Annotated in this window: 24 protein-coding genes and 1 pseudogene; 18 read left to right on the top strand and 7 right to left on the bottom strand. The window is 62.3% G+C overall.

Going from position 1 to position 25,243, the window contains the following annotated elements; all coding sequences use genetic code 11:
- Window positions 1–84: 84 nt before the first annotated feature.
- The gene (locus ACNAOU_RS01280) at window positions 85–888 is read left to right on the top strand and encodes an alpha/beta fold hydrolase (protein ID WP_275777404.1); all 804 of its coding nucleotides are present in this window, start codon (window positions 85–87) and stop codon (window positions 886–888) included.
- A gap of 68 nt (window positions 889–956) precedes the next feature.
- Window positions 957–1,658 carry a FadR/GntR family transcriptional regulator gene (locus ACNAOU_RS01275; RefSeq protein ID WP_039239287.1) on the top strand — a complete coding sequence of 234 codons (702 nt, stop codon included), beginning with the start codon at window positions 957–959 and terminating at the stop codon, window positions 1,656–1,658.
- Here the strand turns inward: ACNAOU_RS01275 and ACNAOU_RS01270 are convergent, their stop codons facing one another.
- On the bottom strand, window positions 1,659–2,627 hold the full coding sequence (locus tag ACNAOU_RS01270; RefSeq protein WP_275777401.1) for an AraC family transcriptional regulator: 969 nt from the start codon (window positions 2,625–2,627) through the stop codon (window positions 1,659–1,661).
- A 149-nt stretch (window positions 2,628–2,776) separates the two neighbouring features.
- Here ACNAOU_RS01270 and ACNAOU_RS01265 point away from each other — a divergent pair, with 149 nt between their 5' ends.
- The 7 genes from ACNAOU_RS01265 (at window position 2,777) to ACNAOU_RS01235 (ending at window position 11,060) form a co-directional block, all read left to right on the top strand.
- Window positions 2,777–2,926 (top strand): hypothetical protein, encoded by a 150-nt coding sequence (locus ACNAOU_RS01265; RefSeq protein WP_179128464.1) that lies wholly within the window; start codon window positions 2,777–2,779, stop codon window positions 2,924–2,926.
- A 123-nt stretch (window positions 2,927–3,049) separates the two neighbouring features.
- The gene (locus ACNAOU_RS01260) at window positions 3,050–3,838 is read left to right on the top strand and encodes an SDR family oxidoreductase (protein ID WP_210078238.1); all 789 of its coding nucleotides are present in this window, start codon (window positions 3,050–3,052) and stop codon (window positions 3,836–3,838) included.
- Between the two features lie 37 nt (window positions 3,839–3,875).
- Entirely contained in the window at window positions 3,876–5,117 is a 1,242-nt protein-coding gene (locus ACNAOU_RS01255; RefSeq protein ID WP_275777398.1) for a styrene monooxygenase/indole monooxygenase family protein, read from the top strand.
- A 39-nt stretch (window positions 5,118–5,156) separates the two neighbouring features.
- Complete coding sequence (locus ACNAOU_RS01250) at window positions 5,157–6,935, top strand: flavin reductase (RefSeq protein WP_275777396.1); 1,779 nt, start codon at window positions 5,157–5,159, stop codon at window positions 6,933–6,935.
- 21 nt (window positions 6,936–6,956) lie between these two features.
- On the top strand, window positions 6,957–8,588 hold the full coding sequence (locus ACNAOU_RS01245; RefSeq protein WP_275777394.1) for a phytoene desaturase family protein: 1,632 nt from the start codon (window positions 6,957–6,959) through the stop codon (window positions 8,586–8,588).
- Between the two features lie 7 nt (window positions 8,589–8,595).
- Window positions 8,596–9,387: a cyclase family protein gene (locus tag ACNAOU_RS01240; RefSeq protein WP_422757845.1), complete on the top strand. Its 792-nt coding sequence runs from the start codon at window positions 8,596–8,598 to the stop codon at window positions 9,385–9,387.
- A complete protein-coding gene (locus ACNAOU_RS01235; protein ID WP_422757844.1) occupies window positions 9,384–11,060 on the top strand; it encodes a thiamine pyrophosphate-binding protein in 1,677 nt (558 codons plus the stop codon). The genes ACNAOU_RS01240 and ACNAOU_RS01235 overlap by 4 nt, the downstream gene beginning before the upstream one ends.
- Before the next feature lie 76 nt (window positions 11,061–11,136).
- On the opposite strand, the pseudogene ACNAOU_RS01230 reads toward ACNAOU_RS01235, so the two are convergent.
- Window positions 11,137–11,798: pseudogene (locus ACNAOU_RS01230) on the bottom strand (recombinase family protein).
- 567 nt (window positions 11,799–12,365) lie between these two features.
- Between ACNAOU_RS01230 and ACNAOU_RS01225 the strand changes: the two are divergent.
- From ACNAOU_RS01225 to ACNAOU_RS01215, 3 genes are all read left to right on the top strand, one after another.
- A complete protein-coding gene (locus ACNAOU_RS01225; protein WP_422757843.1) occupies window positions 12,366–12,890 on the top strand; it encodes a hypothetical protein in 525 nt (174 codons plus the stop codon).
- Window positions 12,891–13,763: 873 nt separating this feature from the next.
- The gene (locus tag ACNAOU_RS01220; protein ID WP_110505921.1) at window positions 13,764–14,225 is read left to right on the top strand and encodes a DUF6188 family protein; all 462 of its coding nucleotides are present in this window, start codon (window positions 13,764–13,766) and stop codon (window positions 14,223–14,225) included.
- 98 nt (window positions 14,226–14,323) lie between these two features.
- Window positions 14,324–14,902 (top strand): SMI1/KNR4 family protein, encoded by a 579-nt coding sequence (locus tag ACNAOU_RS01215; RefSeq protein WP_110505920.1) that lies wholly within the window; start codon window positions 14,324–14,326, stop codon window positions 14,900–14,902.
- Window positions 14,903–15,129: 227 nt separating this feature from the next.
- Here the strand turns inward: ACNAOU_RS01215 and ACNAOU_RS01210 are convergent, their stop codons facing one another.
- From ACNAOU_RS01210 to ACNAOU_RS01200, 3 genes are all read right to left on the bottom strand, one after another.
- Window positions 15,130–16,062: a hypothetical protein gene (locus tag ACNAOU_RS01210; RefSeq protein ID WP_422757842.1), complete on the bottom strand. Its 933-nt coding sequence runs from the start codon at window positions 16,060–16,062 to the stop codon at window positions 15,130–15,132.
- Window positions 16,063–16,162: 100 nt separating this feature from the next.
- Complete coding sequence (locus tag ACNAOU_RS01205; RefSeq protein ID WP_422757841.1) at window positions 16,163–16,525, bottom strand: immunity protein Imm33 domain-containing protein; 363 nt, start codon at window positions 16,523–16,525, stop codon at window positions 16,163–16,165.
- Window positions 16,526–17,342: 817 nt separating this feature from the next.
- Complete coding sequence (locus ACNAOU_RS01200) at window positions 17,343–17,774, bottom strand: universal stress protein (RefSeq protein ID WP_018780363.1); 432 nt, start codon at window positions 17,772–17,774, stop codon at window positions 17,343–17,345.
- A gap of 160 nt (window positions 17,775–17,934) precedes the next feature.
- Between ACNAOU_RS01200 and ACNAOU_RS01195 the strand changes: the two genes are divergently transcribed.
- Both ACNAOU_RS01195 and ACNAOU_RS01190 read left to right on the top strand, forming a co-directional pair.
- The gene (locus ACNAOU_RS01195; RefSeq protein WP_110505918.1) at window positions 17,935–18,741 is read left to right on the top strand and encodes an SDR family oxidoreductase; all 807 of its coding nucleotides are present in this window, start codon (window positions 17,935–17,937) and stop codon (window positions 18,739–18,741) included.
- Window positions 18,742–18,852: 111 nt separating this feature from the next.
- Window positions 18,853–19,062, top strand: a complete 210-nt coding sequence (locus ACNAOU_RS01190) for a dodecin (protein WP_011773002.1) — start codon at window positions 18,853–18,855, stop codon at window positions 19,060–19,062.
- A gap of 75 nt (window positions 19,063–19,137) precedes the next feature.
- On the opposite strand, the gene ACNAOU_RS01185 is transcribed toward ACNAOU_RS01190, so the two are convergent.
- Together ACNAOU_RS01185 and ACNAOU_RS01180 are read right to left on the bottom strand one after the other, a co-directional pair.
- A complete protein-coding gene (locus tag ACNAOU_RS01185) occupies window positions 19,138–20,322 on the bottom strand; it encodes an IS30 family transposase (protein WP_039243563.1) in 1,185 nt (394 codons plus the stop codon).
- A gap of 62 nt (window positions 20,323–20,384) precedes the next feature.
- Window positions 20,385–21,275, bottom strand: a complete 891-nt coding sequence (locus ACNAOU_RS01180; RefSeq protein WP_422757840.1) for a helix-turn-helix transcriptional regulator — start codon at window positions 21,273–21,275, stop codon at window positions 20,385–20,387.
- Between the two features lie 216 nt (window positions 21,276–21,491).
- Here ACNAOU_RS01180 and ACNAOU_RS01175 point away from each other — a divergent pair, with 216 nt between their 5' ends.
- Genes ACNAOU_RS01175 through ACNAOU_RS01160 form a run of 4 tightly spaced genes read left to right on the top strand, consistent with a single transcriptional unit; the run spans window position 21,492 to window position 25,243 of the window.
- Window positions 21,492–22,313 carry an aldo/keto reductase gene (locus ACNAOU_RS01175; RefSeq protein WP_018780205.1) on the top strand — a complete coding sequence of 274 codons (822 nt, stop codon included), beginning with the start codon at window positions 21,492–21,494 and terminating at the stop codon, window positions 22,311–22,313.
- A 33-nt stretch (window positions 22,314–22,346) separates the two neighbouring features.
- Window positions 22,347–23,318 carry an aldo/keto reductase gene (locus ACNAOU_RS01170; RefSeq protein WP_039239253.1) on the top strand — a complete coding sequence of 324 codons (972 nt, stop codon included), beginning with the start codon at window positions 22,347–22,349 and terminating at the stop codon, window positions 23,316–23,318.
- The gene (locus ACNAOU_RS01165) at window positions 23,315–24,352 is read left to right on the top strand and encodes an NAD-dependent epimerase/dehydratase family protein (RefSeq protein ID WP_275777374.1); all 1,038 of its coding nucleotides are present in this window, start codon (window positions 23,315–23,317) and stop codon (window positions 24,350–24,352) included. The genes ACNAOU_RS01170 and ACNAOU_RS01165 overlap by 4 nt, the downstream gene beginning before the upstream one ends.
- Before the next feature lie 60 nt (window positions 24,353–24,412).
- Window positions 24,413–25,243 (top strand): aldo/keto reductase, encoded by an 831-nt coding sequence (locus ACNAOU_RS01160; RefSeq protein WP_018780208.1) that lies wholly within the window; start codon window positions 24,413–24,415, stop codon window positions 25,241–25,243.

Genomic DNA, 25,243 nt, shown 5'->3' with positions numbered 1-25,243 from the left:
AGATGTCAGACATCTAACATTTGAATTAGTGTGACACAACGCTCCCGGCCTGCGCAAGGAGACCAGCGTCACTAGGCTGGGTGCATGGCTGGCAGCGAAGCACCGTTCACATCCGTGGATATCCGCACGCCTGTTGTTTCCGCAGGTGAAACGGCGCCGGCGGTCCTGATCCACGGCTGGGCCTCAACATCCGCCTACTGGGAACCATTGGCCGGAAAGCTGCTCGACGCCGGATACCCGGCATGGATTGCGGACCTCCCCGGCTATCACCCCGGCGAGGCGCTCTCCCCGGAGTTCGAATGGACCCTGGAGTCTGCGGCAGCCTCCTTGGCGGCGACCCTAGAAGCCAAACACAGCGGTCCCGTTCACCTGGTGGGGCACTCCCTGGGTGGCAGCGTGGCGCTGACGCTTGCCGCCGGCTTCCCGCAGCTGACGGCAACCCTAACGCTGGTTGGCATGGTTCCGGCGCCGCCCAACGAAGGCTTCCGGTCCATGCTGCAAGCGCAATGGAAACAAGGTTTCATCGACGCCGGAACCAAGGTTCGATGCATGGCAGCCTGGTACGGCGACCCGCCTTACCAGGACGAAGAACTACTCAGCCGCGGGTTCGATATCCCGTTCAAAGTCCTGGGCCCGAGCGGCGAGGCGGCCATGACCGGCGTCGAACCTTCAGTACCTGGGCGCGTCCACGCTCCGCTGCTGGTGCTGGCCGGAACAGCGGACCGCGTGCGGTCCATGGAACAGATGGCCGCGTTTGTGGACGCGGACCCGCGACGCCGGCTGAAGGCCATTCCCGGGGCGGGCCACAGTGTCCACTGGGAGCAACCGCAACAATGTGCGGAAGCGTTGCAGGAGTTTTGGAAAACCAGCTGGCCACCGCCAGCGTAAGATGTCTGACATCCATCCCGCCCCGGGGAAGCCGGGCGCAGGATGGGCGGATACAGGAATGGGGATACATGGCACGCAAGTCGCTGGTTGGCGTCGTCGCTGATGAGTTGCTGGACCGGATCATCGCGGGCGAATTTCCACCCGGCACGGTTGTCCCGGGCGAGCTGGAGCTCAGCGCCAAGCACGAGGTGAGCCGTATGACCGTGCGTGAAGCCATGAAGACCCTGGAAGCGCAGCGGATCCTCAGCGTCGAACGAGGCCGGGGCACGTTCGTGAATCCGCTGAATCAGTGGGCATCCCTGGAGGCCGTGCTGCGCGCAGCGTCGGAGGGCACCAAGGATGCCGCGGCGGCCATCCAGTTGATCGAACTCCGCCGCATGCTGGAGACGGGCGCCTGCGAACTGGCCGCCGAGCGTATCTCAGACGACGAACTCATCACGCTCAAAGAGCATGTGGCAAAGATGCAGTCCTCCCACGAGGACAATGACCTGGCGGGTTTCGTTGAAGCCGACCTGGCCTTCCATGACGTGATTCTGCACGCCTCCGGCAACGTCTTCGTGGCCGTACTGTTCGAACCCCTGCACCGCGTCCTGGAGGCGCGCCGCCGGGAGACGTCCGCTTTCGCGGAGATCCAGGAACACGCCATCGGACACCACCGGAAGATTGCCGCGGCGCTGGAATCCCGCAACCCCAACGAGGCGCGGCTCGCGATGGACGCGCACATGCAGCAGACGCTGGACGACCTGAAAACATACGTCCTGGAGGCGTAGCTAGCGACGCAGTGTCTCCGACGGCAACTCCCCGAAGGTCTTCAGATACAGCGCCGAGAACCGCCCCTGGTGCGTGAAGCCGCACGACTCCGCAACCGCCGTCACGCTTTGCTCACGCGGGCCGGCTTCCAGGAGCATCTCCCGGGCGCGATCCAACCGGATGCTCCGCAGCAGGTCCGACGGCGTCGCCCCGGTTTCGGCGCGCAGTGCGGTCTGCAGGGTCCGGACCGAAACGCCAAGGCACTCGGCGATATCGGGCACCGTGAGTTCCTCTGTGGCGTGACGCTCCAGGAGTTCGCGGCAATCCCGGACCAGCCGGCCCTCCGCTTCCGTGTTCCGGGCCTCCTCCGCAGGCGGTTGCATCGCCATCAGCAGCCGGGACACCATGCTGTCCGCCAACAAGCCTTGAACGAACACCGGCGCGGCGGTCTGCGGCCGGCTGATCAGGTCGTCATGAAGCTCGACGACGGACCTCAGGAAGGCGCGACCGGCGGCGCCTGACAGGTCCATGCCGTAGCCAAGCTCCACAGCGCTGTCCCCGTACAGTTGCCCGGCAACCCGTTCCAGCGCCGTTCGCCGCACATAGACGATCAGGTGCGGGCTGCCGCCGTCCCAACTCATGGAGAATGGCCTGTCGATCGGCGGAACAGTGGCCATGTGCGGGCTGGATTCCACCGTGCTGGTCTCCACCCGCATGGACGCATGCCCGGCGAGCGGGATCTGCACCAGATGGAAATCCTGCAGTCCTTCAGGCTCAATGCGGACGTCGGCGCCGTAGTCCAGGAACTCGATGCCCACGTCGCCCCGGTGCAGGGAACGCAGCTTCATATCCACTGCCGAGGTCCGGGTCCGCGGTGCGAGCTCGTGGCTGCAGAACAGCTCGGCGATCCTGGCGTGGGCTTCGTCCACGTCAGTTGTGGCCATCGTCGGCCGCCCCCGCAGGACATCGCGGGGAAGAATTTTCACCATTTGGGCACCCACTCCACAGTTCTGCGCTTTTCGGATGATCCCCGCGCTACGTGGATATTCCGGATTTCAACGGCCGCCTAGAGTCGCTTTCAGAACCAGTATGACGCAGCTCACATCACGATAACAGCACTGAAAGCGAGGTGGGACCAGTGAAGAACATCAAGCTCGTGCATGACCGGCGGGACGAGTGGGATCGACACCATTTCGAACTCTGGGCGGCGGAACTTCAAGCCAAGGACGCTCAGCTCACCTCAGCGGCGTGGGTTGGTTGGCACGAAGAAGAGGAAGACCCTGCGTAATCCGGATGACTTTTGCGCTTAGTGGATAGTCCGGCCAACAGCGACTGCCTAGAGTCGCTTATGGATCAACCATGACGGACGTCACATTTCTTCAATATTACAATCACGGGAAAGGTTTGGGCCATGTCAGGACTCGACGGCAGGACAGCAATTGTCACCGGTGGGGCAACCAAGGTGGGACAAGGCGTGGTGACCTCGCTGCGGGACGCCGGAGCCACGGTGGTGGTTGCGGATATAGCTCCCGACGGCGGCACCCTCACCAAAGCACTCGGGGAAGGAATCCACTATTCCCACACGGACATCACTGATGACGCCGCAGTGCGCGAACTCGTGGAGGAAACCGTAGCCCTCCACGGCGGTCTCGACATCCTGGTCAACCTGGCCTGCACCTACAAGGACGATGGCCCGGCATCCGGTCGCAGCGACTGGCTCGAGGCTCTCAACGTCAACCTCGTGAGTGCTGTGGTGGCAAGCAACACCGCGCGCCCACACCTCAAAGTGTCAGGGCACGGCGCCATCATCAACTTCACCTCGATCTCCAGTTCCATCGCCCAAACCGGCCGCTGGCTCTACCCGGCCAGCAAAGCGGCCCTCGTCCAGCTCACGCGCAGCATGGCCGTGGACTTCGCGGCGGACGGCATCCGGGTGAACTCCGTCAGCCCCGGATGGGTGTGGAGCAACATCATGGACACGCTCAGCAACGGTGATCTTGCCAAGACCGATTCCGTGGCCGCCCCTTTCCACGCTCTCAAGCGCGTCGGCCGCCCGCACGAGGTTGGGGACGTCGTCGCGTTTCTCGCCGGCGACCAGGCAAGTTTCGTGACCGGCGCCGATTGGGCGGTCGACGGCGGCTACTCCGCCTTGGGTCCTGAACGCGCCGAAGAAACCATCCCCCTGCTGGCCGCCAACTGATGCCAGGCTCCACCACACTCCATAGAAGGGCAACACCATGACGCAACGCCACATCACCATCGTCGGAGCCGGCCAGTCCGGGCTTCAGCTGGGCATCGGACTGCTGGACGCCGGCTACTCCGTGACCACCATTTCCAACCGCACACCCGAACAAATCCGGGACGGCAAGGTCGCCTCCAGCCAATGCATCTTCCACAACGCACTGGAACACGAGCGGGCGCTGGGGTTGGACTTCTGGCCCGATGCCCCCACGGTCGACGGCATTTCCTTCACCATCCCACACCCCGAACTCCCGGGCGAGAAGGCCATCAGCTGGGCATCCCGCCTGGACAACCATGCCAAGTCCATCGACCAGCGCGTGAAGTTCCCGCGGTTCATGGAAGAGTTCACGGCGCGCGGCGGGGAACTCGTTTTCGAAGACGCAGGCGTGGCCGAGCTGGAGAAGTACGCGCAGAACTCGGACCTGGTGATTGTCGCCGCAGGCAAGGGAGACATCGCCCAACTGTTCACCCGCGACGCCGAACGGAGCACCTACGACGCCCCGCAGCGCGCCCTGGCGCTGACCTACGTGAAGGGCCTCAAGCCCCGCGAAGAGTACTCTGCGGTTTCTTTCAACCTCATCCCCGGCGTCGGCGAATACTTCGTGTTCCCCGCACTCACCACCAGCGGCCCCTGCGAAATCATGGTCTTCGAGGGCGTTCCCGGCGGTCCCATGGACACCTGGAAGGGCCTCTCCCCGGAGGAACATCTGGAGAATTCCACGAACATCCTCAAGACCTTCCTGCCATGGGAAGCCGAGCGGGCAACGGATGTGGAACTCACCGACCCCAACGGCGTCCTCCAGGGCAGGTTTGCGCCCACTGTCCGCCACCCGATCGCCACGTTGCCGAGCGGCCGGCAGGTACTGGGCCTGGCCGACGTGGTGGTGTTGAACGATCCCATCACCGGCCAAGGTTCCAACAACGCCAGCAAGTGCGCGGCGTCCTACCTGGACAGCATCATCCGGCACGGCGAACAGCCGTTCGGCGCTGAGTTCATGCAGGCCACATTCGAGCGCTATTGGGATTACGCACAGCACGTTGCACACTGGACCAATGCCCTCCTGGCCCCGCCGCCGCCCCACGTCCTTGAACTCCTGGGCGCCGCCAACAGCGAGCCGGACATCGCCCGCAGGTTCGCCAACGGCTTCAACCATCCGCCGGAATTCCAGGAGTGGTTCATGTCTCCCGACAAGGCAGCCGGCTACTTGGCGAGCCTTTCCGCAGCCAAAGTCTCCTAGCCACGTTTTTTGGCACAGACAAGCTAAAAAGGACCCATAATGCGAAAGATAGCAATCGTGGGCGCCGGTGAATCCGGTGCCCAACTGGCCCTGGGCCTGCAACGGGAAGGCTACACAGTGACACTGCTGTCCGACCGTTCCGCAGCCCAGATCCGCACCGGGAAAGTCATGTCCAGCCAGTGCATGTTCTCCACGGCCCTGGATGCCGAGGCACAGATGGGGACCGCCCTCACCGAATACTACGAATCCGGAGCAGTCCCGGCCATCACCTCCATCCAGCTCCGGGTGGACGCGGAAGAACCCATCGAATGGGCAGCCCCCTTGGACGGGACTGCCCGCTCCATCGACCAACGGATCAAAAGCGCCCTGTGGATTGAGACGTTCGTCGCTGTCGGTGGCGATTTCCGCATCGAGAAGGTCACCCCGCGCATGCTCGAGGAACTCGCCCGCGACTACGAGCTGGTCATTGTGAGCACGGGCAAAGGCGAAATCGGGCAGATCTTCCCGCGGGACAAGGCAAAGTCGCCTTTCGACCGCCCGCAGCGCGTCCTTGCACTGAACTACGTCAAACCCGACGCCGGCGCTGCCGACGGCGCAGTAGGTCACGGCGCAGTGGGTGACGGCGCAGTGGGCGCCGGCGCTGTAGGTGACGCCATCCGCATGTCCATGGCCCCCGGCGTCGGCGAGTTTTTCACCTTCCCGGGCCTGACCGTCTCCGGCCCGTGCCGCATGATGGTGTTCGAGGGCGTGGTGGGTGGCCCCATGGACCGGTGGACCGACGTCGGAAGTCCTGAAGAGCAGCTAGCGCGGTCGCTGGCGATCCTGCGCGAGCACTTTCCGCACGAAGCCGGGAACTTCGCCGGAGCCGAACTGACGGATGACGGCGCCACGCTTCTGGGACGCATCACGCCCACGGTGAGGTCCGCCGTCGGGGAACTCGGCAACGGAAAGCTGGTGTTCGGGCTGGGTGATGCCGTGGTCCTCAACGATCCCCTCACCGGGCAGGGCTCCAACAATGCAACCCTGGCCGCAAAGTACTACCTGGACTCGATCGTCCGCCGTGGCCAGCAACCATTCGATCGCCACTGGATGGAGCGCACTTTCGATGAATTCTGGCGGGGCTGGGGGCAGTGGGCCGTTGAATGGACCAACGATCTCCTGAAACCCCGCCGGGACCACCAGAAAACGCTCCTCAACGAAGCCGCTGAACATCCCGCGTTGGCGGCGAGCATCGTGAACGGTTTCGACGACCCCCGAACGTCCTACCCGTGGTGGTTTGATCCCACCGCTGCTGCTGACTTCATGCAGGCCAGGAAGGAAGAAGACACCTCGGCGTTCGACGTCCGTGACTTCCGGAGCGCCCTGGGACAATTCGCCACCGGCGTCACAGTGGTCACCACCGTTTCCGCGGACGGCAGGAAGGTGGGCATGACGGCGAACTCCTTCACGTCGGTCTCCATGGATCCCCCGCTGGTGCTGTGGTGCCCCAGCAAACGGGCACCCAGCCTGGGCGATTTCGAGGAAGCCACGCACTTTGCCATCAATATCCTGGCAAGCGACCAGCACGTCCTTTCCCGCCAATTCGCTACCCCGGCCACGGACAAGTTCGCCGGAGTGGAAACCGTGGAAGGCATCGCCGGTGTGCCGCTGCTGGACGGCGCGGTGGCGACCTTCCAATGCCGGACCGTCTCGCGACATGATGCCGGGGATCACGTCATCTATGTGGGTGAGGTGGAAAGCTACAACCACGACGGCGGCGCTCCCCTGGTGTTCCACGGCGGCAAGTACCACGCCACTGCCAGCCACCCTGATTTCTGAGCACTCTTGAAAGGAACGGTTATGGACGAATCCTGTGAGGTCGCGATCATTGGCTCGGGAATCAACTCCCTGGTGGCGGCAGCCGAGCTTGCCCTGGACGGAAAGCGCGTGTGCATCATCGAGCGCTCGGACCGGCTGGGTGGGTTCATCGACTCCTCCGAACGGACCTTGCCGGGCTTCATCCACGACACGTTCTCCTCCTGGCATCCGCTGTTTGTGTCCGGCGGCGCCTATGAAGTGCTGGGCAAGGAACTGCACGCCCGGGGCCTCGAGTATTGCAATACCACCGGGCCCGTGACGGCGAGCGTAGCGGCGGACCCGGCGACGGGGGCGCACCGCGTAGTCATTGCGCACCGGGATCCAGCCGAGACAAGCGCTGCTTTCAAGGAGCCCCGGGACCAGGCCGCTTACCTGGCGATGCTCGATGACCTGGGCCGGAACGCCGGAACGGTTTTCGGGGCCTTCGGGGCCGAGCTGCGGTCCTTTCCTGAGGTTGCAAAGATCGCCTTTGGCGCCGTGCGGCGTGGGCGCCTGGCCGCAAACGAGTCATTCATCCGGGACTCCGTGATGAGCGGCCGCAACTACGTCCGCAGCCGCTTTGACGGCTGGGAAACGGACCAGTTGTGGTCGCCGTGGCTCCTGCACGCCGGGCTGGGACCGGACCAAGCCACGGGCGGGGTGATGCTGCCCGTCATGGCCATGAGCATGCACGGTTTTGGGCTGCCCGTCGTGAAGGGCGGGGCATCGCGGTTCGTTGCAGCGTTCGAGTCGCTCCTGAGGGACAACGGCGTCAGGATCATGCTCGGTGCCGAAGCCGAGGAGATCCTGGTTTCAGGCACAGCGGTCACGGGTGTCCGGACGTCGCAGGGCAGTGTTTCGGCCGACACCGTGCTGGCCAACGTCTCCCCGCAGGCCCTTTACACGTCATTGCTTCACGAGCCCCCGGCCGCGGCTGCCCGGGCCGCTGAAAAGTACCAGAACGGCCGCGGAGCCATGCAGATCCACTTGGCCTTGGACAAGCCCGTTGAGTGGCTCGATCCCCGGCTCAACACCGTGCCGCTGGTGCACCTCAGCAACGGTTCGGACAGCACGGGAATTGCCTGCGCCCAGGCCGAAGCGGGACTGCTGCCGGCCGAACCAACGGTTGTGGTGGGGCAGCAATACATGCTGGATCCGTCGCGGGCACCGGAGGGGAGGGCCACGCTGTGGTTGCAGCTGCAGGAGGTGCCGTTCGCGCCTGTGGGCGATGCCGCAGGTGAACTGGACGTCAGCAATGGGTGGAGTGGCGAACTTAAAGCCGGCTACCTGGAGCGGGTCCTGGCAAGGTTGGAACAGTTTGCTCCGGGGACCCGCGCGAGTGTCCTCGCCTCCGACATCCTGGCACCGACGGACCTGGCCTTGGCCAACCCCAATGCCGTCAATGGGGATCCCTACGGCGGCTCGGCTGAGTTCTTCCAGAACCTTCTGTGGCGGCCTTTCCCGGAGGCCGCCGGACACCGCACGGCCATCCAAGGTCTCTGGCACATCGGGGCTTCAACCCACCCCGGTCCTGGACTTTCGGGCGGCTCCGGACACTTGGTGGCGCAGAAACTGACCGCACCGCCGTCACGATTTTCCCGTATCCAAGAAGCACTGAAACCACGTAAGCGATAGGAGAACAATGTCTGTTCTGGCCGGGCTCACTACAGCCCTTTCGAATGGTTCGGTGGAGATCATCGACCTCACCACTCCCCTCAGCTCCGAGACGCCCATTTTGAACCTGCCGCAGCCTTTCGCGAACACGGTGGGGCTTTCCGTATCGCCGGTGAGCAATTTCGACGACGCCGGACCCGCCTGGGCCTGGAACGACGTCACGGTGGGCGAGCACGCAGGAACACACCTGGACGCGCCGGTGCACTGGATCACCGGCAAGGACGGCAAGTCCGTGGACCAGATCGAACCGCACCGCCTGGTAGGTCCCCTCGTGGTGATCGACAAATCCGCCGAGGCGACGCAGGACCCTGATTTCCTCCTGGAACCGGAGCATTTTGAGCAATGGCAGGAAGAGCACGGCGCGTTCCCGGAGAACTGCTGGGTCATCTTCCGGACCGGTTGGGCGGCCCGCGGCGCTGACGCTGCGGCTTTCGTCAACGCGGACGACGCCGGACCCCACACTCCCGGGGTCTCTGCTGCAGGTGCCAAGTGGCTCGCCGGAAACGCCTCGATCAGCGGTTTCGGCGTGGAAACCGTGGGCATCGACGCCGGCCAAGCCGGTACCCTCGATCCGATGTTCCCGGTCCACTCGTTCCTGCTCGGGGCGGACAAGTACGGCGTCACGTCGCTGCGGAATGTGGACCGGCTTCCTATCACCGGTGCCACGCTGGTGGTTGCTCCCCTGCCGATCGTTGGTGGCACCGGAAGCCCCAGCCGCGTGTATGCGCTGGTTGAAAAAGACGCGGTGGAGAAGGCATGAGCGGGCAGGTTCGGGTTTCCGCGCTGGTCGGCAGGACCTTGGCGAAGCTCGGTGTCGGACACGTTTTCGGGGTGGTGGGCTCCGGAAACTTCGATGTCACCGGAACGCTCATGGCCGAAGGCATAGCGTTCACCGCGGCCCGGCATGAGGGTGGAGCGGCGACCATGGCGGACGCCTACACCCGGATGTCGGGCAAGGTGGGCGTGGTCACCACACATCAAGGCTGCGGGCTGAGCAACGCCATCACCGGGATCGGGGAGGCCGCGAAAAGCCGGACACCCATGATCGTTCTGACCGCCGACACCCAGGCCGCAGCCATCCGCTCCAACTTCAAGATCGACCAGGACGCCCTGGCCCGCAGCGTAGGCGCTGTAGCCGAGCGGATCCATTCCCCGGCCACGGCGGTCGCTGACACGGTCAGGGCTTTCCGGACGGCTGTGAACGAGCGCCGCACGGTGGTTCTGAGCTTGCCGTTGGACATCCAAAGTGCCACCGCAGCGGACGAGGTGGGTGCCGCCGTCGTGCCTCAACCGCCCAAGGTGCGCCCCGACGCTGGCGCCGTTGAGCAACTGGTGGCACTGATTTCCGCAGCTGAGCGACCCGTGTTCGTGGCCGGACGCGGCGGGCGCGGCGCCAGGGACGAAATCCTCGCGCTGGCGCGCCATGCCGGAGCCCTCGTGGCGACGTCCGCGGTGGCGAGCGGGCTGTTCAACGGTGAGGCCCACAACTTGGGCATTTCCGGCGGGTTCTCTTCGCCCGCAACGGCGGAGTTCATCAGCAGCGCCGACCTGATCGTGGGCTGGGGCTGCGCGCTGAACATGTGGACCATGCGGCACGGGCGGCTCATTTCGTCCGGCACCAAGGTGGTCCAGGTCGACGTCGAAGACTCCGCCCTGGGTGCCAACCGTCCCATCACTCTGGGGGTGCTGGGCGATTCGGCGCTGACGGCAGCCGATGCCCTGTCCGTACTGGCCCTTTCACAGCCGGAGCCTGTGGAGAAGTACCGTACAGAGGCCAACGCCCTGGCCATCAAGCAGGGCTCACGGTGGCGGGACGTGCAGACCGAAGACCTGTCCACCGCGACCTCCATCGACCCGCGCGTCCTCACCCGCGAACTCGATTCGGTGCTCCCTGCCGAGCGGATCGTAGCCGTGGATTCGGGCAACTTCATGGGCTACCCCAGCCAATACCTTGCCGTGCCGGACGAGTTCGGGTTCTGCTTCACGCAGGCTTTCCAGGCGATCGGACTGGGCCTGTACACGGCCATCGGAGCCGCCCTGGCCCAACCACACCGCCTACCGGTCCTGGGTGCAGGAGATGGCGGGTTCCTCATGGGTATCAGCGAACTCGAGACCGCGGCGAGACTGAAGATGCCGCTTGTGTGCATTGTGTACAACGACGCCGCGTACGGAGCCGAGGTGCACCATTTCGCTTCAGGGCACTCCGAAGCCGAGTTGTCCAGCGTCGTGTTCCCGGCCACCGACATTGCCGCGATCGCCCGGGGATTCGGTGCGGAAGGGGTGACAGTGCGGACCGTAGCTGACCTCGAAGCTGTTCGCCCGTGGATAGCTGCTTACGAAGCCGGGACGCAGGACCGGCCGCTGGTCATCGATGCCAAGATCGCCTCCGACGGCGGTTCCTGGTGGCTGGCCGAGGCCTTCCAGGGCCACTAAGTGCCGGCGTCGTTTTCCGAAGTGGTCTGCACACGCTGCCCCGAAAGTACTGAACTTGTGCAGACGGGTATGGAAATCAGAGTGTCCAAAGTCCCCTGCACGAGGCGTCACTTTGGTCGAGAGTCCTCTGCACGAAGGCTCCCGGCAGTGCGTTCGCTGCCGGGAAGCGATCGCGTGGTCGGCTCAGCGCGCTGGATGGTCCGTAGACGGTGGAGCGAGCGACGCCGAAGAGTTCAGAATCTCCGTTGTCGTGTGTTCCACCCTGATGAAGGCTCAGGAGGTGGGCCTCCTGCCTTTTGGAGAGCTGGGCCGTCGACCCTGAAGCTTGCCCTTCGACTTCGCCACCGCCATGCCTTCACGGGTCCGGGCGCGAATAGGGGCGGATTCAAATTCCGCGACCATGCCCAGGATGTTGAACAGCAGCTTTCCAACCGGGTCATGGGGATCGTAGATATTGCCTTCGATGTTGAGGATTACGCCCTTGCGCGTGAGTTCGTCGGCAATATCCCTTGCGTCCGGCAGGGACCTTGCCAACCGGTCAAGTTTGGTGACAACGGAGGTGTCGCCGTTGCGGCACGCAGCCACGGCCTTTTCCAGACCGGGCCGGTCTCGTTTAGCGCCGGTAAATCCGTGGCCGACGTGGACCATCTCGTCGTCAACTCCCAAGGCATGGAGAGCATGACGCTGGGCGGTGAGGTCCTGACTGCTGGTCGAGCAGCGGGCATAACCGATGGGCATGATTGGGCTGTAGCGTATAAGGCCCCTTCACCGGGCATTAATTCGGGCGGGGTATACGGGAATCCGGCCTTGGCGTAAACACGCAGATTTGGAGAGAGCCGATGGGCAGCGCCGGCACGTCCGGTGGACGACCGGCTAACGGGCAGTCCAGACACTTCAGTGAGTAACGGGTCTTATGATCCAGTTATGACTCTCCCGGACCTCTCGTTCCTTACTGAAGACCTTCAATCTGGAGCACGGTTCGACCCTAACGGTGAAGTGAGTTGGCCGATATCCCAAGCTTCAGCCGCCATTGAAGCACTTGCCGACTCAGGTCGGCTGGTTCTCGGACTGGATATCAGGGACTACCAAAGTGACGGAATGCTCGTCGAGGTGCCCTGGTGGTCTACACAGGGTCCGACACGGAAGAAGCCCGTAGCTTTGCACTGGACGCTCTCAGCCATGGAGATCTACCTGGGGACTGGGTCCTCGTTACGTGGTGAGCCATCGGCTTGCGGACAGAAGGAAGCTCGATCCGTACTTGCGCGCCGTCGTGGGTTTATGGTCGAACCTAAGTACCTTCGAACCATGACATTGCCTTTTGTCGGAGATGAAATTGTTCATCTCGATTCCGGGACCTTTATGTGGGTCCAGTTGACGCGTTTCCTCATCGAACCGGACCAGGACGACCGATCCCTTCTTGAGAGCCTGATCGAGAGCCCAGGGTACCAGCACGATTATGCCTCTCCCTTTCCCTCCAGGGGCGGCAGTGAGCCCAGCGACTGGGGAATCCACGGGCGGTGGAGGATTGGTGCCATCCACCCGGATCTGTTCGAGCCATCGACCGCCGAGGCAGCCAAAGCAGAGATAAATGCCTGGGCCAAGGACCAAGAATGGACGGACCCGGAATACTCCCAGCCTCCCGATGTCATCCAAAGGCTGGAGTCCATCTTTACACTCTTGGGCTCTGGCCCTGTCCTGAAGCTACGCAACCCCTCACGGGAAGCCGAACATGACTATGGCTTCGTCACCGGAAATCTCGGCTTCCACGAGTTCATCGTGATTGATCGCGTTCTCCGCATACTTCACGTCATCGTCGCGTCGGATGACTGAATTGCTCTGCCCCGTTGTCATCACTCGCAGAGCCCTAAATTGGAGTCACTGATGGCATCCAAACCAGCGAGTGTTTACCTCCGCCATAGGGCCCAGGGACACGAAAGGGCCTGCCGCACTGCTTATCCGAAGCTACCAGGACTAATCCCAGGCAGCACGGTAAGGGATTCTCTACCGGGCAACCAGCGCGTACCGGTAATTCACCAGCCTATGGGGCGCTGTCCTAAAGGGCATGCTGCTTCTGCGCTTCGACTTTGGGTTCTTTCCAAGATCTCGGCGAAGTGCTGGCGGTCGAGATAGTCCGCGCCAGCTAGCCGGATGATGCGCCCCATGTAGGGATCTCGCTGCATCAACTTCCTGTTGCCAAGGCGGATGGTTGTGTAACCAGCCTTCCTTTCAGCATCTTCCCTGAAGCCTGCCCAGTTGATGAGGACGATCAGTAGGAGCGCTGAAAGGAGTAGTAGACCTAACACCAAATCGGTAAAAAAGACTGAGGGACACCAGAGTTGTTTAGATAGAGACCTAACAGTCCATCCAGCGCAATAAACCCCGTGACACGGTGGCGCCACCGTGTCACTTGAAAGGCAGTTCTGCCAGTAATCAAGCCACTACGGGATCCTGTTTTTACCAAGTCTCAGCTCCGTTCTTTGCGCAAGCACTCCCCAGCTCTCATCGTGCCATGTCCCTAAAGTCGTCCTAGGCGATGCGGTAACCCGGTGAGATCCTTAACCGGACAAATCGATGCCCGGACTACTGCGTGTTCCGGGAGGGCATAATCCTGCTACCGTGCTAGCTATCCTGCGCCGAGGAACCTAAAGGGCCCTGCTCGGGCAGCAGACGACGTTCCGCAAACGAGCAATCACGCGAGGCAAAATGACCGACGACAGGCCGTTTATCCGGGCCAAAACCTGGGTCAGCCGCGCAAGCGGAGACGATCAGGAAATCACAATTGCCAATGGCCTCATCCGAGCTGTCCTCGGGTACCAACTTGTACAGGTCCGCATAGGCTACGGGGTCCACCTTGAATTGGGAAACGACTTCGAGATCACGATCGAGACGGAATTCACCGTAGAAGCCGGCGAGATACGGTGGACCGGCGAGCCACTGACGAAAGAGGCCGCGGGAGTCCTCTCACCCCTGACCTTGACGACGGTATCGGAAGCCGCGATCGGCAAAGATGGCACATTACGTCTCGCCCTAGGCCAGGCGACGCTGACGGTTTCGCCGCACCCTCTTTACGAGGCATGGCAAGTCAGAGGATCCCGAGGCTTGCTGATTATTTGCTCGCCCGGCGGTGATTACGTCGCGTGTTGGGCGCCGACACCTGCCCCCTAGCGCTGCCCCGCTAAGGGATCCCTCAGCGGGGCAGCTATCCCTTCCGAGGCCGCCAACAAAATCCAAGACGGCGATCGCTATGATGTTAGGTCTATACCATGACGAAATCATTAGCTCAGTCGACAAGAATCATCGACGAGTACACCCATCGCTTGAAGCGACCTACACGCTCGCTTTATGATCCGGGGGCTTCCATTAAGGCCATTGTGGATCCACTGAGGCAGAGGGGTTTGCACGTAAGTGATGAATTGATTGCCCTCTACAGTTGGCACAACGGCACTCATGCAGACGAGGAGACCGTCCTGGGAGACATGCACATTATGCCCGGGTACTACTTTCTTAGCCTGGAAGAAGCCCTTGCAACCTACGACGAGTTTGTCAATACTCTCAACAAGAACCCGGCCTGGTTTCCTTTGCTCTCGGACGGTGCCGGCGGCTACGCTTTCCTAGACTGCTCAGCTTCAGAAACGCAGCCCATCTATGACTTCATGTTCGACGAACCAGATCATAAGGTCATTTTCCGCTCCATCGAAGATATGCTTCGAACATTCGCCGAAGCATACGTTCGCGGGGTCTTTTTCGTGGGTGAAGATGGTTTCCTCGACATGGATTCATCCGAATATGATGAGCTCGCGGCTGAAATGAACCCAAACGCAAACTATTGGTCAGCTATATAGTCGCTTTCCTGCTAAAGACTGCTGACAGCCTTAGCTACAGGAAATTCATGCAGCGAGATCCATATATGGGGCGCACCATCAGGCTAGCCGGCGCGGACTATCTCGACCGTCAGCATTTCGTCGAGATCTTGGAAGAACTAAAACGGAAGCGGCGAAGACGCAGCAGCCCCTGTAGGCAACGTCCGTACGACGATCCCTTTTACGGGCGGGAGGCCGCCTCAACACGACTACCCTTGAGGCTCGGTCACAGTTGTTTGGTACAGGGCTTTTACGAACAGGTACCCAAGGTAAATCCAATCGTCTGCTGATGCTTGCTCGTCGGCAATTTGATTTAGACAGGCGGCGATCGGCATATCCGCAAAGGCGGGCAATAGGTGCGGAACGGAGTGGTCCGCCCATGCGGCGATAACGCCGCGTCGGCTTGCCGACTTTTCCATGCCAGCCCAGATCTCCGGCCCGGCCTCTGGCACGCGTACGTTCGCGAAGTCTCCCGCTCTGGGCCACGACTCCCAGGCACTGTTCAAAGCCGTCTCGAACGCAGGCCTTTCGTTGGGCAGTCGGTTTACGCCGTAGGCCAGGACACCAAGTGCCAAGCCCTCGGCTATCCGCCTGGTCTGTTGACGCGTCGTGACGGATCCCGTCCCTGTGGCATTCTCACCCGCCCCCATTGGCAGCAGCACCGCGGTCGGCTCCAACTGTGGGCGCACCGGCACCCTCCAACTGGCTGGTGGAGGGAAGAGCGGCTTTGCCCACTCTGAATCGCTTTCCGGAGACTCGTCCGTTGAAGGCCCGTTCTCGGGCCAGTTTCTACTGCCACCCATCTTGCGTTGGATCGCTCTGAGGATCCTTATGGTTTCGTCGTCTTGATAGCCGGTGACGATAGACCAGTCCAGCCCAACCCCAACTGTGTTGCTAGCGAAAGCAATCTCGGTTGCCAGCAGGGCCCGGCGCCATTCAGCCTTCGTCAAGGGTCGGCCGGCCCGAATGAACCCAGCGATTCGATCGCCTTCGGCAATCAAATCAGCAACGTCACGAAAGCCCATAGCCAAGGCCATGGCCTCCGTGGGGGCCGCTGGCCCCGCCCAGTCGGTCAGGCCTCGCCTCAGTACCTCACGCTCGTCCTCATCGAGGTCGAACTGAACCCTTTCATGCGCACTCACAGCTCATCTTCCATCACTTCGACATACTGCGGCCACCGTCTCCCCGTAACAAGTCCCGGCACCTCAGGCGAATCCCGAATGTGAGATTGAGCCGTCCGGGTCAGCTTCCCTCAATATTCAACAACGACTCGTCAAACCAGACATCTTCGTAGCCAGGTGCCAAGAGGAATCGCCACCCCGCGGGCAGAGCGAGATAGGGAACGGCTTCAGGACACCAGGTCGTCAGATGCTCGACGTGCAACGGATCGAAGAAGTCATCCGCCGTTCCGAGATCTTCACCCAGCCAGATGAACCAGCCACTCGTACCAGCAGCGGCTGAATGCCTCAGCCCGTTGAGGGGATTAACATCTGGCGACCGCACGTTCTTGGAGACTCCCACCTTCACGCCCTGCAACGGCGGTGTAGGGACAGCCGCGAACCTGGCGGTCAGCTGCATCTGGATGAAAAGGATCGAATCGTGCATATCTAGCATCTTCGCCTATGAAAGCGCGCATAGCCCTGCCCGGTGAAGGATCGTTTAGCGGACACCGAATGGCTGGTGGCCGTAGCCAATTAGACTGCAGCTTGAATGGACGTTCTAAGGACGGACCCTTCTACCTGCGGCCGCCTGTGGCCGTCGGTCGCCCCTTTGGCCTGGCCTCTCGGTCATGCCCGGCAGCTGCTTTCTAACTGGCTGTCGCCCTTTGCGAATGGAATACGAATCACGGGATGGAAACTTCTATAGCAACTGGGTTGGTCGACGGACCCACCGCGTTCATCTTGTGGCGGTGGCGATACCGTTTCACGACAATAACGGTTGGGTCCTGCGGCGTTTTAGCCGTCCTGAGTCGATCAGGCGTACCCCTAACCTGGTACGTCAACGTACTTGCCGTGGTGATGATGCTAGGCGGGCTTGGCGTAATAGTTCTCATCAACTGGTGTGCGGTGCGGGACCGCGCGGAGAAAAAAGCTGGTTACACAACTGTCCGTCTCGGCAATAGGAAGTTGATGCAGCGAGATCCCTACATGGGGCACATTATCCGGCTAGCTGACGCGAACTACCTCGACCGTCAGCACTTCTCCGGGATCTTGGAAAGAACTAAGGCCGAAGCGAAACGCAGCAGCCCCTCTCGGCAACGTCCGTAAGACGGTGGCTTTCCGAACGCTCCAAGCGTCCGGTGGAGGATCCCTCAACGGGCGGTTGTGCAGACGACTTCGGAAACTGACAGCCGGAGGACCCATCCGGATAGCAGAAGAGGCCGTTTTGAATGCTCAAAACGGCCTCTTTGCTTGCTTGGGTGTTACGCGTCCACTTCCGTGTTCACGATGTACACGTCGCACGGAGCGCCGTGTGCCACGCTGTTGGCGATGCTGCCCAGGACGCGGCCCAAGCCCTTCATGCGCTTGTTGCCCACCACAATCAGGGAGGCGTTGTTGGTCTCGGCGTAGTTGATCAGGGCGTTGGCCGGGTTGCCACGGGCAGCGTAGTACTTGACGCTGCCGGCCGGAACGTCAAGTTCTTCGGAGACCTTGCGGGCCACGTATTCCGCGGAGTCGGCCGAAGAGACAGTGATGCGGTCGCTGCCGCTGCCGAATTCTTCAATGCGGTCGTCCGAGAAGCCGCTGATGACGTGCAGTTCGGCACCGAGGGCGGTGGCGAGCTTCGCTGCCGCCATTGCTGCACGCTTGGCCGTTTCACTGTTGTCGACGCCGACGACAATAACTTCTGACATGAGAACTCCTGGTTGTGGGGATTCGCGGGGTGCTGCTGCAAGAAATCTACACTCCATGGCTGCACACCGGGGTGACCCTTTTGTGCCGGGAGTGTTTCCTGCATGCGCCAGGGGGTAGGGATAAATCATCGGCACCACCACTTCACTGAAAGGCAGGACCATGAGCGACGCATCATTCGCCCCACAGACCGCCATCGTCACAGGCTCGGATTCAGGGATCGGGCGGGCCACGGCGGTGGCCCTGGCAAAAGCCGGCATGGACGTGGGAATCACCTGGCACTCGGACCAGCAGGGTGCCGAGGAAACCGCCGAGGAGGTCCGCCGCCTGGGACGCAAGGCGGTGGTCCACCAACTGGACACCACCGATGCCCGCGGAACGGCGGCCGCCGTGGACACCCTTGCCGAGGAACTCGGGGGCGTGGATGTCTTCGTGAACAACTCCGGAACCGGCGACGGCACCAAGTTCCTGGATCTCGACTACGAAACCTGGATGACCACGCTGGACACCAACCTCAATGGGGCCTTCGTGGCCATGCAGACGGCAGCCAAGCGCATGGTGAAGGCGGGCCGAGGGGGACGCATCATCGCCGTCACCAGCGTCCACGAATTCCAGCCCCGCGTTGGGGCCTCGGCCTACGACGCCTCCAAGCACGGTCTGGGTGGGCTCATCAAAACCATGGCGCTGGAACTCGCCGAGCATGGGATTACCGCCAACAACGTGGCGCCCGGCGAAATCGCGACCCCCATGACGGGCCAGGAGGACGAGGATCCCACCCAGAAGGAGCGGCCCGGAGTGCCCCTGGGACGCCCCGGAGACGCACGCGAAATCGCCGCCGTCATCGCTTTCCTTGCCTCCCCGGCGTCAAGCTACGTCAACGGCGCGTCGTGGGCGGTGGACGGCGGAATGCTGCAAATGGGACCCCAGGCCGGCTCGCACATCACCAGCAACGACTGGCGTGAAAGCTAAGCTGCGGGACCTCTGGCCGCACAGGGATCCGTGGGCTAGTCTGCATGGACAGCCCGCCCTGCGGGTCTGATTTCTTTTCCAAAGATTCGTATGACGTTGATGAGGAGCACCATGGCTGGCCACACGTATAGCGTTTCCGAAATTGTAGGAACTTCCACCGAGGGCGTGGACGACGCCATCAAGAACGGCATCGCGACAGCGTCCCAAACGTTGCGGAACCTCGATTGGTTTGAGGTCAAGGAAATCCGCGGTCACCTCGAGGACGGCGCGGTTGCCGACTGGCAGGTCACTATTAAGCTCGGTTTCCGCCTGGAGCGCTGACCGACTTCACCGCGAGCTGACAGTTGATGCCAATGTTTTTGGGGCAAAGTCAATTGGTGGGAGCAACGCTGGGGGTTAGGCCGCTTGTAGCAGCTGGTTTAGCCGGTTGGCTGGGGTCTCGAGGTTCAGTGTTGGTCTGGGGCGGCGGTTGAGTTTCGCTGCGACCAGGCGGATGTCCTCGGGGGTGTGCACTGAAAGGTCAGTGCCTTTCTCGAACCAGAACCGCAGGAGCCGGTTGGTGTTTTCGTTGGTGCCGCGCTGCCAGGGCGAGTGCGGGTCGCAGAAGTACATCGTCGTATCGAGAGCGGTCTGGATTTTTGCGTAGTCGGCCAGTTCGGTGCCGCGGTCCCAGGTGATCGACCGGCGCAGGTGATCCGGGAGGGAGGCCATCTCCCGGATCATCGCGGCGGCAACGGTTTCCGCGGTGTGGTCCCCTGGCAGGTGCAGCAGGATCGTGAACCGGGTTGAGCGTTCCACCAAGGTTCCGATCGCTGTCCCGTTGGCGCCGATGATGAGGTCACCTTCCCAATGCCCGGGCACTGCCCGGTCCTGGACCTCGGCGGGACGTTGGCTGATCTTGAAGGCCTCTTTATAGGGGCTGTTGGCGCGCCGGTCAGTGCCGTGGGGGATGCGTTGTTTGCGTTTCAGGCTGAGCTTTTCGGCCAGGTCCGCCCGCAGGTTCCCGCGGGTTTGGACGTAAAGGGCCTGGTAGATCGTCTCGTGGCTCACCTGCATAGTCTGATCGTCACCGAAGTAATACGCCAACATCGAGGAGATCAGCTTCGGACTCCACCCGTCATCCATCCAGACGCCGATCAGCCGGCACAAACCCTCGTCCTTGGCCAGCCTGAAGGGTTTGGGACGGCGCCTGTCCTGATGCGCTTTGGCGTGAGCGACCGAGGCGTAGTACTTCCCGTCCGCGCTCGTGTGGCGTTTGACCTCCCGCCAAACTACGGACTTATCCCGCCCGATCAATGCGCCGATCTTCGCGTAACTGAGGCCCATCCGCACACCCATCTGGATCATGCCTCGCTCTTCCAGACCCAACGCACGGCCAGGGCCCCCGACTGAAGGAGCAGGATCGGCAAGACCTCCGGTAGCACCCCGGTTCACGGTCATCATTAGGCCAGACTGAACCCACCAATTGTGCCCGGTAGCGTGCACCGCCCCGACACGCCGGGCAGCAGTACGAACAGGCATCCCCGCACACACCAAATCAAGAAACTCAGTACGCGCAGCCTTGGGGAACAACTTGACCATAAAACGCTCCATCAATCAGAGCGTTGCAACGACCCTATGACTTTGCCTGGAAAACATTGGCATCAACTGTCAGCCCGGCGGGCAGGGGCGGGTTCGGGCACGGCGGCCTCGGCATGGGCGCCCACGTCTCCAAAGTTCAGCAGCGTCAAAGCGTCCGACGACGGCGACCCGGCCTTGGCGGAATAGATCCTCAGCAGCTGGTCGGGGTCGTCCGGGAGACTCAGCGTCTCAAAGTTCAGTTCCAGGTCCCCCACCACAGGGTGGTGCAACCTGACGGTCCCTGCGGCGCGGGTGGCGACCCTGTGCCCGGCCCACCACTGACGGAAGTGTTCGCTATGGACGGCCAGTTCGCCCACGAGCTGGTTTGTTTCGGGGTCATTCGGGTGCCGGCCCACGTCCATGCGCAAGGCACCGACGGCTTCAGCGGCAACGGTCTTCCAGTCGCGGAACAAAGAACCGGCCGCAGGGTCCAGGATGAGCCAACGGGTGAGGTTGCGCTCAGCGGTCGGCAGCAGGCTGAAATCCGTGAACAAAAGGTGTGCCATCCGGTTGCATGCCAGGACATCTGCACGCCTGCCGAGGACCATGGCCGGGACGTCACCCACTGCATCGAGCAACTGTTGGAGAGCCGGACGTACCTTTTGGACGGGGCCGGGGCTGCCCGCGGAGCTGGCGCAATGCTCCAGCAGATCCATCATGTGTGCCTGCTCCCCCGCATCCAGCCGCAACGCACGGGCAACTGCGTCGAGGACCGCCCTGGACGGGTGGATATTGCGGCCCTGTTCCAGGCGGGTGTAATAGTCCGTGCTCACTCCGGAGAGCCGCGCCACCTCTTCGCGGCGAAGCCCGGGCACCCTGCGGGAACCGCTGGATTCCTGCGCGCCGGCGTCCTCCGGCTGGAGACGGGCACGCATGATTTTGAGGAACTTACCGAACTCGGCGCTTTGACCCATTGGTCCATTCTGCCGTCCGGGGTGTGTGAAAGGCCACCGTTATGGGTAGGACTACCAGACCTAGGAAAAACAGGATCAGGCTGTATTGCTGACTCTGCCGCCAAAACTGCATAGGCTCAGTACTGAGCCTCCGAAAACGCTTTCTGGAACCGACTTACGGCCTTAGCCAGAAACCGGAGCGCCACGGCCATAACCATCCCGTCGAAGGAGACCGTCATGCCAGAGCTGACACTGAACAACGGCGTCACCATCCCCCAGCTGGGTTTTGGTGTTTTCCAAGTGCCTGCCGACGAAACGCAGAAGGTGGTGGAAGATGCCCTGGAAACCGGCTACCGCCACATCGATACCGCTGCCGCCTACCGGAACGAGGCAGGAGTCGGCGCCGCAATCAAAGCCTCGGGCATTCCCCGCGAAGAACTCTTCATCACCACCAAGCTCCGCAACGGCGAACAAGGCGAAGCCTATGACGCCTTCCAGCGAAGCAGGGACGCCTTGGGCCTGGAAGTCGTTGACCTCTACCTGATCCACTGGCCGGTCCCGTCACAGGGCCTCTTCACGAAGGCCTGGAAGGAAATGGAGAAGCTGTACCAGGACAAGCAGATCCGGGCCATCGGCATTTCCAACTTCCTGGCCGATCACGTGGACACGCTACTCCGGGAAGCCGAGGTAGTGCCCGCCGTGAACCAGATCGAGCTCCACCCCACGTTCCAGCAGGCAGAACTGGCCAACAAGTGCCGTGACCTTGGCATTGCCGTTGAGGCATACAGCCCGTTGGGACAGGGAAAAGACCTGAACGCCGAGCAGGTGGCCCTTGTCGCGGCAGCACACGGCACTACTCCTGCACAGGTGATCCTCGCCTGGCACCTCGCTCAGGGAACCATCGTGATCCCAAAGTCCGCGGACTCGTCCCGTATGCGGGAGAACTTCGGTGCGGCGGATTTGAGCCTCACCGAATCCGAACTCGCCGCCATCACCGCTCTTGAAGCAGGCGCGCGGATCGGTTCCGATCCCGCCGTCGCCGCTTTCACCCAGCTCTAAGACCGCAAGCCAAGCACAAAGGACCCAACAGACATGCAGTACACCCACCTGGGCCGTTCCGGCCTGAAAGTTTCACGCCTCTGCCTTGGAACCATGAACTTCGGCCCGCAGACGGACGAGGAAACAGCGCATTCCATCATGGACTCCGCGTTGGACTCCGGCATCAACTTCTTCGACACCGCCAATGTTTACGGTGGCGTGGAGCACCGGGGCTGGACCGAAGAAATCATCGGCCGCTGGTTCGCCAAGGGCGGCGAGCGCCGCGAAAGGACCGTGCTGGCCACCAAGCTATACGGCACCATGACGGACCGCCCCAACGAGTCCAAGTTGTCCGCGCTGAACATACGGCGCGCACTTGATGCGAGCCTTAAGCGGCTGCAAACGGACTACATCGACATTTACCAGTTCCACCACATCGACCGGGATACGCCGTGGGATGAGATCTGGCAGGCGATTGAGGTTGCAGTCCAGCAGGGCAAGATCCTCTACTCGGGCAGCAGCAACTTTGCCGGCTGGCACATCGCCCAGGCGCAGGAAGCAGCGCGCCGCCGGAACTACACCGGCTTGGTGAGCGAGCAGTCCATCTACAACCTTTTCAAGCGCGAATTGGAGCTTGAGGTCATCCCGGCCGCGCAGCAGTATGGCTTGGGCCTGATCCCGTGGTCGCCGCTGCAAGGAGGGCTGCTGGGTGGCGTGCTGAAGAAGGAAGAGCAAGGCGTCCGCCGCACTGAGGGCCGGGCACTTGAGACCCTGAAGAAGCATGAGGACCAGATCCGCCAGTACGAGGATTTCGCTGACGAACTCGGCCATGCACCCGGAGACGTCGCGCTGGCATGGCTCCTCCACCAGCCTGCCGTGACTGCACCGATTGTTGGGCCGCGTACGCAGGAGCAATTGGACGCAGCCATCCGCGCGCTGGATGTCTCCCTGAACGAGGACGCCCTCAAGCGCCTCGATGACATCTTCCCGGGCCACCGCCCCGCCCCCGAAGACTACGCCTGGTGAGCAGCCTCCTTCCGGACAGCCTCGGAGCGGCGGCGGACACGGTCTCGCCGAAGAACATCCTGTTCATCGGCGGGACCGGGGTCATTAGTGCGTCGGCGGCTGAACGCGCCGTCGCGCTGAACCACCGGCTGACCATCCTTAACCGGGGACGGTCGGCCGGTCGGCCGGTCCCCGATGGGGCGGAGGTGCTGCACGCGGACGTCCGCGATCCGCAGGCTGTGCGTGAGGTACTTCAGGGAAGGGAGTTCGACGCCGTTGCGGACTTTATTTCCTTCACACCGGATCAGGCGCGGGCCGGCTTGGAGATGTTCCGTGGCAGGACGGGTCAGTACGTCTTCATCAGTTCGGCGTCGGCGTACCAAAAGCCGCCAACCACGCTGCCCATCCGGGAATCCACTCCGTTGAAGAATCCTTTCTGGAAGTACTCGCAGGACAAGATTGCCTGTGAAGAGCTGCTGTTCGAGGCGTACCGCGATCAGGACTTCCCTTTGACGGTGGTTCGCCCATCCCACACCTATGACCGAACGAAGATTGCCATGGTGGGCGGCTGGACTGACATCCATCGCATGCGTGCCGGGATGCCGATCATGGTGCACGGAGACGGGACCTCGCTCTGGACATTGACCCACAGCCGGGACTTTGCCAAGGCCTTCGTTGGCCTCCTGGGCAGGCCGCAGGCCGTTGGCGAAAGCTACACGATCACCTCGGATGAGTTCCTGCCGTGGAACCAGATTTACCGCTTGTTCGCGCGTGCTGCAGGGGTTGAGGAGCCGGAGTTGTTCCACGTTTCCTCGGAGACCATTGCAGCTCACAGTGCGGAGCTCGGTCCCAACTTGCTGGGCGACCGTTCGCACTCGGTGGTGTTCGACAATTCCAAGATCAAGGCGCTCGTTCCCGATTACCGGGCAACCATCCCGTTTGCGGACGGAGCCCGGGAGATCGTGGCGTGGCATGATGCCCACCCGGAACTGCAGGTGGTGAGTGAGGACTACATGGAGCTGAGCGACAAACTCCATGACTGGTCGCGTCGGTAGCTGTTGCCAAGCAGCAAGCGGCCAGCGTAGAAACGAAGAAACCCGGAGGAGACCCAGCCCATGACACGTGCACCGCTTATCGAACTCAACGACGGCCACAAGATCCCGCAACTGGGCCTCGGCACTTGGCCCTTGAATGACGCCCAGGTTGCCGATGCCGTGGTGGAGGCGGTGAGCCACGGCTACCGGCACATCGATACCGCGGTGAAGTACGGGAACGAGAAGGGCGTGGGCAACGGTATCCGCACATCCGGGGTGGATCGTGGAGAACTGTTCATCACCACCAAGCTCGACGGCGAGTACCAGGGTTCCGGGAGGGCTGTTGCCGGCTTGGAGGGTTCGCTGGAACGTCTGGGATTGGACTACGTGGACCTGCTGCTGATTCACTGGCCGCTCCCCCGGCGCGACGAGTTCGTCTCAACCTGGAGAACCTTTGAGGAACTTCAAGCGTCGGGGAAAGCGCGCTCCATCGGAGTTTCCAACTTCAAGCCGGCGCACCTCGACCGCCTGTTCCGGGAAACGGACGTGGTTCCGGCCGTGAACCAGATCCAGCTGAGTCCTTCCGTCCCGAGGTCGGCTGCCCGGGCCTTCAACGAACGCAACGGAATCGTCACAGAGTCCTACAGCCCGCTGGGTGCCAGCAGCGACCTTTTGAATGCCCCGGTCCTGGCGACGGTTGGTGAAAAGTATGGAAAGACGCCGGGACAGGTTGTGCTCCGCTGGCACGTCCAGCAGGGCCTGGTTGCCATACCCAAAACCGCCAACCCTCAGCGCATGAAAGAGAACCTGGACGTTTTCGACTTCGAGTTGGACCAGGACGACCTCACCACACTTCAGACCCTCGACGGCGGACCAGACGCCGGCGTCGACTCGGACGTGCAGGGGCATTGA

It is taken from the genome of Paenarthrobacter sp. C1, assembly GCF_049315185.1.
Classification (GTDB): Bacteria; Actinomycetota; Actinomycetes; order Actinomycetales; family Micrococcaceae; genus Arthrobacter; species Arthrobacter nicotinovorans.
This window is presented reverse-complemented; position numbering and strand designations above follow the sequence as displayed.